9 protein-coding genes are annotated in these 10,564 nt (G+C 74.3%); 3 read left to right on the top strand and 6 right to left on the bottom strand.

The features are described 5' to 3' along the window. Both AOK23_RS42065 and AOK23_RS42060 read left to right on the top strand, forming a co-directional pair. A partial coding sequence (locus tag AOK23_RS42065; protein ID WP_055717663.1) for a protein kinase domain-containing protein occupies window positions 1-2,095 on the top strand: 2,095 nt, incomplete at its 5' end. A 103-nt stretch (window positions 2,096-2,198) separates the two neighbouring features. After that, window positions 2,199-2,933 (top strand): SIR2 family NAD-dependent protein deacylase, encoded by a 735-nt coding sequence (locus AOK23_RS42060; protein ID WP_055717662.1) that lies wholly within the window; start codon window positions 2,199-2,201, stop codon window positions 2,931-2,933. Between the two features lie 26 nt (window positions 2,934-2,959). On the opposite strand, the gene AOK23_RS42055 is transcribed toward AOK23_RS42060, so the two are convergent. The 3 genes from AOK23_RS42055 to AOK23_RS42045 form a co-directional block, all read right to left on the bottom strand. Next, window positions 2,960-3,442 (bottom strand): methylated-DNA--[protein]-cysteine S-methyltransferase, encoded by a 483-nt coding sequence (locus tag AOK23_RS42055; protein ID WP_055717661.1) that lies wholly within the window; start codon window positions 3,440-3,442, stop codon window positions 2,960-2,962. 19 nt (window positions 3,443-3,461) lie between these two features. Next, window positions 3,462-4,970: a DNA-3-methyladenine glycosylase 2 gene (locus tag AOK23_RS42050; RefSeq protein WP_079050021.1), complete on the bottom strand. Its 1,509-nt coding sequence runs from the start codon at window positions 4,968-4,970 to the stop codon at window positions 3,462-3,464. 137 nt (window positions 4,971-5,107) lie between these two features. Next, window positions 5,108-7,156 (bottom strand): heavy metal translocating P-type ATPase, encoded by a 2,049-nt coding sequence (locus AOK23_RS42045; protein WP_206336439.1) that lies wholly within the window; start codon window positions 7,154-7,156, stop codon window positions 5,108-5,110. 57 nt (window positions 7,157-7,213) lie between these two features. Between AOK23_RS42045 and AOK23_RS42040 the strand changes: the two genes are divergently transcribed. Beyond that, the gene (locus AOK23_RS42040) at window positions 7,214-7,585 is read left to right on the top strand and encodes an ArsR/SmtB family transcription factor (protein ID WP_055523282.1); all 372 of its coding nucleotides are present in this window, start codon (window positions 7,214-7,216) and stop codon (window positions 7,583-7,585) included. A gap of 156 nt (window positions 7,586-7,741) precedes the next feature. Here the strand turns inward: AOK23_RS42040 and AOK23_RS42035 are convergent, their stop codons facing one another. The 3 genes from AOK23_RS42035 to AOK23_RS42025 form a co-directional block, all read right to left on the bottom strand. Next, window positions 7,742-8,668: a cell envelope integrity TolA family protein gene (locus tag AOK23_RS42035; RefSeq protein WP_055717659.1), complete on the bottom strand. Its 927-nt coding sequence runs from the start codon at window positions 8,666-8,668 to the stop codon at window positions 7,742-7,744. 305 nt (window positions 8,669-8,973) lie between these two features. Next, complete coding sequence (locus tag AOK23_RS42030) at window positions 8,974-9,483, bottom strand: O-acetyl-ADP-ribose deacetylase (RefSeq protein ID WP_055717665.1); 510 nt, start codon at window positions 9,481-9,483, stop codon at window positions 8,974-8,976. A 58-nt stretch (window positions 9,484-9,541) separates the two neighbouring features. Beyond that, on the bottom strand, window positions 9,542-10,564 hold a 1,023-nt coding region (locus AOK23_RS42025), incomplete at its 5' end, for a cytochrome P450 (RefSeq protein ID WP_055717658.1).

The raw sequence follows: 10,564 nt of genomic DNA, 5'->3' as shown, positions 1-10,564 counted from the left end.
GATCGCCGAGGCGCTGATCTCCGTGCAGGCGGCCGGGCTGGTGCACCGCGATCTGAAGCCGTCCAACGTCCTGCTGGCCGCCGACGGTCCGCGGGTCATCGACTTCGGTATCGTCCGCGCCACCGACGGCTACGACCTCACCCGCTCGGGGGCGCTGTTCGGGTCCTTCGAGTACATGTGTCCCGAGCAGGCCACGGGCGAGCCGCTGGGCCCCGAGGGCGACGTCTTCTCCCTGGGGTCCGTGCTCACGTACGCCGCGTCCGGGCACGCCCCGTTCAGCGGGACGGCGGCAGCCACGCTCCTCTACCAGGTCGTGCACAGCCCGCCCGACCTGTCGGGCGTGCCCGATCCGCTCGACAAGATCATCAGCCTCTGTCTCACCAAGGACCCGCGGCTGCGGATCACTCCGGACAAGCTGGCCGCCGCCTGCGCACCGGGCGGGGTGGAACAGGTGACCGGCGACGGCTGGCTGCCGCCGTCGGTGACCGCCTCGATCACCCTGCGCGCGGCGGCCGTCGCGACGTTCGCCACCGCGCCGGACGACGTCCGCACCGGCCCCGCGTCCGGGGACACCCCCGAGCCGTACCCCTACCGCCGGGACGCGGCGGGCAGTGTCCAGGAGCAGGACCGGGCGCCCTACGCCGAGGGCCGGGCACCGTACGCTCCCGACCAGGCGCCGTACACCTCGGGCGGGGCTGCGTACGCCTCCGATCCGGCGCCCTACGCTCCCGAGCGCGCCCCGTACACCTCCGCGACGCCGGTACCGTGCGCGGCGGAGGGCTGTGACCACTCCGCCCACCCGGAGGGGGTGACGGGCACCGCCGCGTCGCCCGGCGCCGAGGCTCCCGGCGCCCGCGCCGGCGGCTCCCCCGGGCAGCCGGAGCCCTATCGCGGGGCCTCGCCCGGTCACCGCCGGGTGCCCGACCGGTCGGGACCGTCCCGGCGTACGGTGCTCGCCGCGTCGGCCGCCTCCACCACCGCGGCCGCCATCGGGGGTGCTGTGTTCCTGTCCCGGCGGGAGAAGCCTGCCGGGCGGAGGGCGACGCCGCTCGGCCCCGCCCCCGAGCCGGCCTGGGTGTACCGGGGCGACCCGCTGCTCCAGGCGCCGGCCGTGTTCCACGAGGGGGCGGCCCTGGTGAAGACCCGGCCGGGTGACCTGCTCAGTCTCGACCTCAAGGACGGCACCCGGCCCAAGTGGGTCTACAGCGGCATCAGCCAGTCCCCCACCCCGGCGGTGCTGACGTTCGGCGCGGCGGTCGCGCTGGGCGAGGGCTCGACGGTGATCGGCGTGGACCCGGCCGACGGCTCGGAGCGGTTCACCATCGACTTCGGGCCGGACTTCCGGTTCACCACGCTGCTCGGCGTCGTCGACTCCCGCTACATATCCGTCATCGGCGTCCGGCTCCAGCGGGAGTCCGAGGAGCAGGGGGTCGCGACGTCCACGGACACCGTCTTCGGCGTCGACCTCGCGAGCCGCCGCGCCGAGATCATCCCCATCAGCCCGGAGGACGTCGGCATCCGGCTGGCCCCGGTGATCGTCCCCGGTTACTTCGTCTACGCCGACGGGCTGCGCAATGTGACGGCCCGTGACACCGACAGCTCCGGCGTCGTGTGGCGGCACCCCGTCGGCTACGACCTCCGGCCGGGTCTCGCCGTCCTCGACCGGACCGTGTTCGCCATCGGCCAGGAACTCGAGGCCCTCAACCTCGCCACGGGCAAGGTGCGCTGGCGGGTGAGCCCCGACGACGGCCAGTTCGCCTCTCTCGGCGTCTACGGCAACACGGTGTACGTCACCGGCACCAACCCCTCCGGCGTCTACGCCTTCAACGCCGCGACCGGCTCCCGGCGCTGGTTCTGCCCCACCCCGCGCCTCAACGGCGATCTGCCGGTGACCGCCGGGCCGAGCGCGGTCTATGTGCCCGCCTACAAGAACAGGAACGGTTTCTACGCCATCGACGCCGCCCGCGGCCGGCTGCTGTGGAACTTCACCGACGGCGTGGAGACCGGCGTCAACGACTGGCAGCTCGCCTGCGACCACTCCGGTGTCCTGGTCGCCCAGCACTACGACCGCGCCTACGGCATCCCCGCCGCCTGACCGCCCCGGTCCCGCCGGCCCCTTGGGCCTTGGCGCCCTCGGGCCCTTGGCGCACGCCGATATCCGCTGGTCCCGCGCTGCCGGGCGACCTACCCTCGGCCCCATGAAGAAGCCCCTCGTCGCCCTGCTGAGCGGCGCCGGTATCTCCACCGACTCCGGTATCCCCGACTACCGCGGCCCGAACGGGCTGTGGCGTACGGACCCGGAGGCCGAGAAGCTGGTGACGTACGAGTACTACATGGGCGATCCGGAGATCCGCCGGCGCTCGTGGCGGATGCGGCGGGAGAACCGGACGCTGAACGCCGAGCCGAACGCGGCGCACCTGGCGGTGGCCGAGCTGGAGCGGTCCGGGGTGCCGGTGCGGGTGATCACGCAGAACGTGGACGGGCTCCACCAACTGGCCGGGATGCCGGCCCGCAAGGTCCTCGAACTGCACGGCACGGCCCGGTCCGTGGTGTGCACGAAGTGTCATGCCCGTACGCCGATGGAGGACGCGCTCGCGCGTGTCGACGCCGGAGAGGACGACCCGCCGTGCCTGGAGTGCGGGGGCGTGCTGAAGTCGGCGACGGTGATGTTCGGTGAGCGTCTCGACCCGGTGGTGCTCGGTGAGGCCGTCGCCATCACGAAGGCGTGCGAGGTGTTCATCGCGGTCGGCACCAGCCTCCAGGTGCAGCCCGCCGCCGGGCTCGCCGGGGTGGCCGCCGACCACGGGGCCCGGCTGATCATCGTGAACGCCGAGCCCACTCCGTACGACGAGCTGGCCGACGAGGTCGTACGGGAGCCGATCGGCACCGCGCTGCCGGAACTGCTGCGCAGGGTCGGTGCCGTGGGCGGCTGAGCGGCCGGGAGCCGGGCGGCCGGGGGTCAGAACAGCGCGGTGCCCTGTTCGAAGTCGAGCAGGCGCCGCTTGCGGTCCAGGCCGCCGCCGTACCCGGTGAGGCTGCCGTCGGAGCCGACCACGCGGTGGCAGGGCACGATGATCCCGACGGGGTTCTTTCCGTTGGCGAGGCCGACCGCGCGGGACGCCTTGGGACTGCCCATGGCGTCGGCGAGTTCACCATACGAGCGGGTCTCCCCGAAGGGGATCCGCGCGAGCTGCTCCCACACGCCGCGCTGGAACGGGGTGCCGTGCAGGCGCAGCGTGAGGGTGAACTGCCGTAGCTCGCCCGCGAAGTAGGCGGCCAGCTGCTCCTTCGCGTCGGCGAGGAGGGTGTCGTCGCGCGGGCCGAAGGTCTCCTGTGGCGGGCGGTGGCGCTGCCCGGTCATGTAGAGGCCGCTCAGCACGCCGTCGTCGGCGACGAGGGTGAGGGGGCCGTAGGGGCTGTCGGTCACTGTGTGCTGCTTCATGCCGTGTCCTTCAAGGGGCTCATGCGGGAAGGAAGTTGATGGGGTGGCTGTCCGTCGCCCACAGGTACTGGACCGCGTACGCCCGCCAGGGCCGCCAGGCCGCCGCGCGGGCGGTGAGCTTGGCCGGGGTGGACGGCAGGCCCAGCTCCGCGGCCGCGCGCCGGACGCCGAGGTCGGTGGGGAGGAAGGCGTCGGGGTCGCCGAGGGCGCGCATGGCGATGACGTCGGCGGTCCAGGGGCCGAAGCCGGGCAGGTCGAGGAGGCGGGCGCGGGTCTCCGCCCAGTCGCTGTCCACCCCCAGGTGCAGCTCGCCCCCGGCGAGCCTGCCGACCAGCGTGGTGAGGGTCGCCCGGCGGGTGCGGGGCATCGCCAGGGTCGCGGGGTCGACGGCGGCGAGCGCCTCGGGTGAGGGGAAGAGGTGGGTGAGGCCGCCCTCGGGGTCGTCGACGGGTTCGCCGTGGGCGAGGACCAGGCGACCCGCGTGGGTGCGGGCGGCGGCGGTGGAGACCTGCTGGCCGAGCACCGCCCGTACGGCGAACTCGGCCTCGTCGACGGTGCGCGGCACCCGGCGGCCGGGCGCCTTGTCGACCAGCGGCGCGAGCACCGGTTCCTCCCTCAACTGCTCGTCCACCGCGACCGGGTCGGCGTCCAGGTCCAGCATGCGGCGGCAGCGGCTGATGGCGACGGGCAGGTCACGCAGGTCGCTGAGGGTGAGCCGGCAGGCGATGTGGTCGGGGCGCGGGGTGAGGCCGACGATGCCGTGCCCGTACGGCAGTCGGAGCGTGCGCCGGTACGCGCCGTCGCGCCACTCCTCCACGCCGGGCACGGCGGTCGCGGCGAGGTGTCCGAAGAGGTTGTCGGGGTTGAGCGGAGCCCGGAAGGGGAGCCGCAGGGCCAGGACACCCGGTGTCCCGGCGGGGCCGCCGGGCGCCACGGCCGGGATCCCGGCCCGCTTCGCGGCCCGGTGCCGCAGCTCGCTGGGTGAGAGCGCGAAGACCTCCCGCACGGTGTCGTTGAACGTCCGGATCGAGGCGAAGCCCGCGGCGAACGCGATCTCCGCCATGGGCAGCGCCGTGGTCTCGATCAGCAGCCGCGCGGTCTGCGCCCGCTGCGCCCGGGCGAGGGCCAGCGGCCCCGCCCCAAGCTCCGCCAGCAGCTGCCGCTCGACCTGCCGGGTGCTGTACCCGAGCCGCCGGGCCAGCCCCGGCACACCCTCCCGGTCTACGACGCCGTCCGCCACGAGCCGCATCGCCCGGGCCACGAGGTCGGCCCGCTGGTCCCATTCCGGTGATCCCGGGCTCGTGTCGGGCCGGCACCGCTTGCACGCCCGGTACCCGGCCTGCTGGCAGGCCGCCGCACTCGGATAGAACGTCATGTTCCGCGGCTTCGGCGGCACCGCGGGGCAGCTCGGCCGGCAGTAGATCCGGGTGGTCAGCACGGCGGTGAACACCCACCCGTCGAACCGCGCGTCCTTCGACTGCACGGCCCGCACACACCGCTCCACGTCCCTGTACATCCCGTTCCGCATGGCTCAAGCATCGAGCACGGGAGGAGGCGGGGCTGGCGAGAATCCGACATCAAGGTGGGGGCGACCTCGGCACGGCCGGTGGCCTTCAGGGGACGGCCGCACCGCGCGACGCGCCACGGACGCCCCCTCGGGTGCGGCTACCCGACGGCCCGTCGCCAGGCGCTCTCCCGCAGCAGCCGCAGCCCGTTGAGGCCCACGATCACGGTGGATCCCTCGTGCCCGGCGACCCCGAGCGGCAACGGCAGATGCCCCACCAGGTCCCACACCACCAGCACGGCGATGCACACCCCCGCGATCACCAGGTTCTGCACCACCAGCCGCCGGGCCGCCCGTGACAACCGCACCACCGCCGGGATCGCGACCAGCTCGTCCCGCACGACCACCGCGTCCGCCGTCTCCAGCGCCAGGTCGGACCCGGCCCGGCCCATCGCCACCCCGGAGTGCGCGGCGGCCAGCGCGGGCGCGTCGTTGACCCCGTCGCCGACGAACAGCACCTTGCGGCCCTCGCCGCCCTGCAGCTCCCGTACGGCCGTCACCTTGTCCTGGGGCAGCAGCCCGGCCCGGACGTCGGTGATCCCGGTGGCGGCGGCCACCCGCGCGGCGGTCCGCGGATTGTCCCCGGTCAGCAGCACGGGCGCCGTACCGGTCACCGCGGTGAGACCCGCGGCGGCGGCGGGCGCGTCGTGACGCACACGGTCCGTGAGGGTCAGCAGCCCGACGGCGACCCCGTCCCGCGCGACGAGAACGGTCGTCCCTCCGGAATCCTCGCGACCGGAGACGTCGCCGCCGAGGACCTCGCCGCCGGTGGCACCGGAGTCGAAGACATCGCCGTCGAGGACCGCACCGCCGGTGACGTCGCCGTCGAGGACGTCGCCGTCGGAGGCGCCGTGCTCGCCCGGTCGGCCCACGGTGACCACGGACCCCTCGACGGTGGCACGCACCCCCCGCCCCGGCGTGGCCACGAACTCCTCGGCGGCGGCCGGGCGCAGCCCTCGCGCACCGGCGGCGGCGACCACCGCGCGGGCCAGCGGGTGCTCGCTCGGGTGCTCGGCGGCCGCGGCCAGCGCCAGCAGCCCGTCCTCGTCGAGCCCGGAGCCCGGCAGCGGCCGTACGGCGGTGACCTCGGGCGTGCCCTCGGTGAGCGTGCCGGTCTTGTCGAGCGCGGCGACGTCGACCTCGCCCAACCGCTCCATGGCGACGGCCGACTTGACGAGGACGCCGTGCCGGCCGGCGTTGGCGATGGCGGAGAGCAGCGGCGGCATGGTGGCCAGCACGACCGCGCAGGGCGAGGCGACGATCATGAAGGTCATGGCCCGGAGCAGGGCCTCGGTGAGGTCCTCGCCGAAGGCCAGCGGGATGCCGAACACGGCGAGGGTGGCGACGACGACACCGACGGCGTACCGCTGTTCGACCTTCTCGATGAACAGCTGGGTGGGCGCCTTGGTGCGGGACGCCTCCTCGACGAGGCCGACGATGCGGGCGATGACCGAGTCGGCGGGATCACGTTCCACGCGGACGCGCAGCACGCCGTTGCCGTTGAGGGTGCCGGCGAAGACCTCGTCGCCCGGCGCCTTGGGCACGGGCAGGGGTTCACCGGTGATGGTCGCCTGGTCGGCCTCGCTCTCGCCCTCCAGGACCCGGCCGTCGGCGCCGATGCGTTCGCCGGGGCGGACCAGCACCGTGTCGCCGACGGCGAGCCGGTCGGTCGGCACGGTCTCCTCGGTGCCGTCCGGTGACAGCCGGGTGGCCGTGGTGGGCGCGAGGTCGAGCAGGCCGCGTACGGAGTCGGCGGTACGGGCGGTGGCGAGGGCCTCCAGGGCGCCGGAGGTGGCGAAGATGACGATCAGCAGGGCGCCGTCGAGGACCTGGCCGATCGCGGCCGCGCCGAGCGCCGCGACGATCATCAGCAGATCGACGTCGAGGCTTTTCTCGCGCAGCGCCCGCAGCCCTTCGAGGGCGGGCTCCCAGCCGCCGGCCGCGTACGCGACGACATAGAGCGGGCCGTACAGCCAGGCGGAGGCGCCGGCGAGGTCCAGCGGGAAGGCGATGAGGAAGGCGACGGTCGACGCCAGGGCCCAGCGCGCCTCGGGGAGGGCGAGGACGCGGGTGCGGCGGCGGGGGGCCGTCGACGGGGGCGTACGGCGGACCGGTGACGGGGCGAGAGTGGCAGACACCCGGCACACCATACAGGAACACATGAAGACTCATTCATACCTTCATGTGCGATGAGTAAGATACTCGCCATGGGTCATGGAGCCGTAACCGCCACCGCGCAGGACGCCACCCCCCGCGTGCGTCTGGACGCGGGCAACGTCGCGAAGGTGGCCACCACCCTCCAGGCCCTGTCCACGCCCTCGCGGCTGCTGATCCTGGCCCGGCTGCGCGAAGGCCCGCTCCCGGCGACCGAGTTGGCCGCCGAGGTCGGCATGGAACAGTCCGCGTGCTCCCACCAGTTGCGCCTGCTGCGGAACCTGGGGCTCGTGGTGGGTGAGCGCCGGGGCCGTTCGGTGGTGTACGCGCTGCACGACCACCATGTCGCCGAGCTGCTGGACCAGGCCGTGTACCACGTGGAGCACCTGCGGCTGGGGATCAGCGACGCGCCCGAGGGGGACTGAGCCGCCGGGTCGGCGGACGCGCCGGAGGGCGGGTCGGACCGGGGGCTGGGACACGGGCAGCAGGGCCGGGACGTCCGGGATGGCGTTCGGAACGGTGTTCGCGGCGGCGTCCGGAACCGCGCCCCGGAGCGCGTCCGGGGCGGAGAGGGCCGGGAGTCAGGGCGACGTGCCGCCGACGACGCCGAGGACCGGCTGCACGAGGCCGGTGACCACGCCGAGCACCGGGGAGAGCAGTCCGGTCACCGCGCCCAGGACGGCACCCAGGTCGAGCGAGGTCAGCGTCCTGAGGAGGCCGTCGACGGCGGACTGGAGCGTGCCGAGGAGATCGGCGACCGGGTCGGCCGCCGCGGCGGCGCGGTACGGGGTGGTGGTGCGGTGGGGGGTTGCCGGCGCGGGCGCGTGGTGAAGGGTGACCGGCGTGGTGGCGTGCAGCGTGCGCAGCCTCTTCTGCACGGTGGCGTGGGCCCGCTTCACGGCGTCGGCGTGGCGGGCGGCAGCGGCCGGTTCGAGCCGGTCGCCCTCCAGCTGCGCCAGCGTGGTCAACTCGCGCAGCAGTGGGGCGAGTACATTGCGCTGATCCATGCGGTCGAGGGTCCCGATCCGGGTCACCAGCACGTCCGACGCGGCGTCGAGCCGCGCGAGGAGCGCGTCCGCCTCCGCCTCCTTCCGGGCCACGAGCGCGTCCGCCTCCGCCTCCTTCGTCGCCACGAGCGCGTCCGCCTCCGCCTCCTTCGTCGCCACGAGCGCGTCCGCCTCCGCCTCCTTCGTCGCCACGAGCGCGTCGGCGTCCGACTCCCGCTGCTCCGCGAGCGCGTCGGCGTCCGCCTCCTTCTGCGCCGCGAGCGCATCGGCCTTCGCCTCCGCCTGGGCCGCGAGCGCGTCGAATTCGGCCTCCAGCGCGTCGAACCGGGCCGTGAGGACGTCCACATCGGGTTCGGGAGCCTTGGCGGTTCCCGCCGCGTGGGGTCCCCTCGCCTCGTGGCCCGCGTCGACGAGCGCGGCGGCGGTGCCGGTCGGTGTGCAGACCAGGGTGGCGCACATCAGGGGCGGCAGCAGGAGGCCGCGGGTGACGAGGGCACGCATGGACGTTCCTTTCGGGGGCGGGTCGGGCTGTCCTTGGGCTCACCGTGGGAGCCGCCGAAGCACCCCGCAACCGGTCCCATGGCCGACGCCGACCCCGCACCGCCGCGTCCGGCGCCCCTGACCAGCCGTTTCCGCCGCCTCACGACAGCTTCCGGGGCCCCTCGCCCGTTCCACCGTCCGGGTCCGCCGTCCGGGTCGGTTGCGCGGCACGACGCGAGGGGCGCGGAGGGAGTCCTGACCAGGGCCGTAAGGATCGCCCGGTCCATCACACAGGGCCCGGCAGGACCCCCTGAAGGCGGGCCCCGTCAGCCGACCTGTGCCGTGAACGCCTCGTACGCTCGCTCGTCGAACAGGACGAACCTGACCTCCTCCACCGCTGTCTCGGTGGAGCGGACCGTCTCGACGGCGATGCGGGCGGCGTCGTCCATGGGCCAGCCGTAGATGCCCGCGGAGACGGCGGGGAAGGCGACCGTGCGGGCGCCCAACTCGTCGGCCACCCGCAGGGATTCGCGGTAGCAGGAGGCGAGGAGGGCGGACCGGTCCAGGCTCTGGCTGTGGACCGGTCCCACCGTGTGGATGACCCATCGGGCGTCCAGCGCGCCGGCCGTGGTGGCCACCGCCTGCCCCGTCGGCAGGCCCTTGCCGTAGTGCGAGGCGCGGAGCCTGCGGCAGTCCTCCAGGATGGCGGGGCCGCCGCGCCGGTGGATCGCGCCGTCCACTCCTCCCCCGCCGAGGAGGGAGGAGTTGGCGGCGTTCACGATGGCGTCGACGGACTGCTGGGTGATGTCCCCCTGGACGAGGGTGATGGTGGTCATGACCACCTCTATAGCAGCAGTCGTCCGTCCTCCACCCGGGCGCCGGGCGACCCGTCGGTCACCAGGCGACCGGCAGGGACCGCACTCCGTGCACCGGGCTCAGCGGCTGCGCGAAGTCCTCGGGGTCGGCGGTCAGGCGCAGGTCCGGCAGCCGGTCGAAGAGGGCGGGCAGGGCGATGCCCAGTTCGGCGCGGGCGAGGGACTCGCCGACGCAGTGGTGGGCCCCGTGCCCGAACGCGAGGTGTCGGGACGCGTCGCGGGTGACGTCCAGCCGGTCCGGGTCGGGGTAGACGTCCGGGTCGCGGTTGGCCGCCTGGAGGGGCACGATGACGCCCTCGCCGGCGCGGATGAGCATGCCGCCCACCTCCACGTCCTCGGTGGCGACCCTGCGCATGCCCGAGTGCACCACCGTCAGGTACCGCAGCAGTTCGTCCACCGCGCCCGGCCACAACGCGGGGTCGGCGCGCAGCGCGGCGAGCTGCGCCGGGTCGCGCAGCAGGGCCACGGTCGACAGGGCGATCATGTTCGCGGTGGTCTCGTGGCCGCCGAGGAGCAGCACGAACGAGACGCCGACGGCCTCCTCGACCGTGGCCTGGCCGGTGGCCACCCGTTCCGTCGCGAGCCGGGAGAGCAGGTCGTCGGCGGGTTCCTCGGTCCGTCGGGCGAGCAGTTCGCCGAGGTAGTCGTACAGGTGGGCGCGGGCGGCCATCGCCTCCTGGGGGCTGGTGGCGATGGTGAGGAAGGTCCGGGCCTGGCGCTGGAAGAACGCGTGGTCCTCGTAGGGCACGCCGAGCAGTTCGCAGATCACGAGCGACGGCAGCGGCAGGGCGTACGCCTCGACGAGGTCCGCCTCGGTGGCCCCGTCGGCCGTCATGGTGTCGATCAGGTTCTCGACGTGCCGGGTGACGGAGGGGTGCAGGGCCTCGACCCGGCGGTGGGTGAAGTCGCTGATGAGCATGCGCCGCAGCCGGTTGTGGTCGGGGCCGTCCATCATGAAGATCTGGCCGGGGGTGCGCGGTGTGGGCTGGGGGCGCATGGTCGGGTAGCCGTCACGGGTGCCGTCGGAGCTGAAGCGGGCGTC

This window comes from Streptomyces torulosus (assembly GCF_001419765.1).
Classification (GTDB): Bacteria; Actinomycetota; Actinomycetes; order Streptomycetales; family Streptomycetaceae; genus Streptomyces; species Streptomyces torulosus.
The sequence above is the reverse complement of the archived record's forward strand: the minus strand, read 5'-3'. Positions and strand labels throughout refer to the sequence as shown.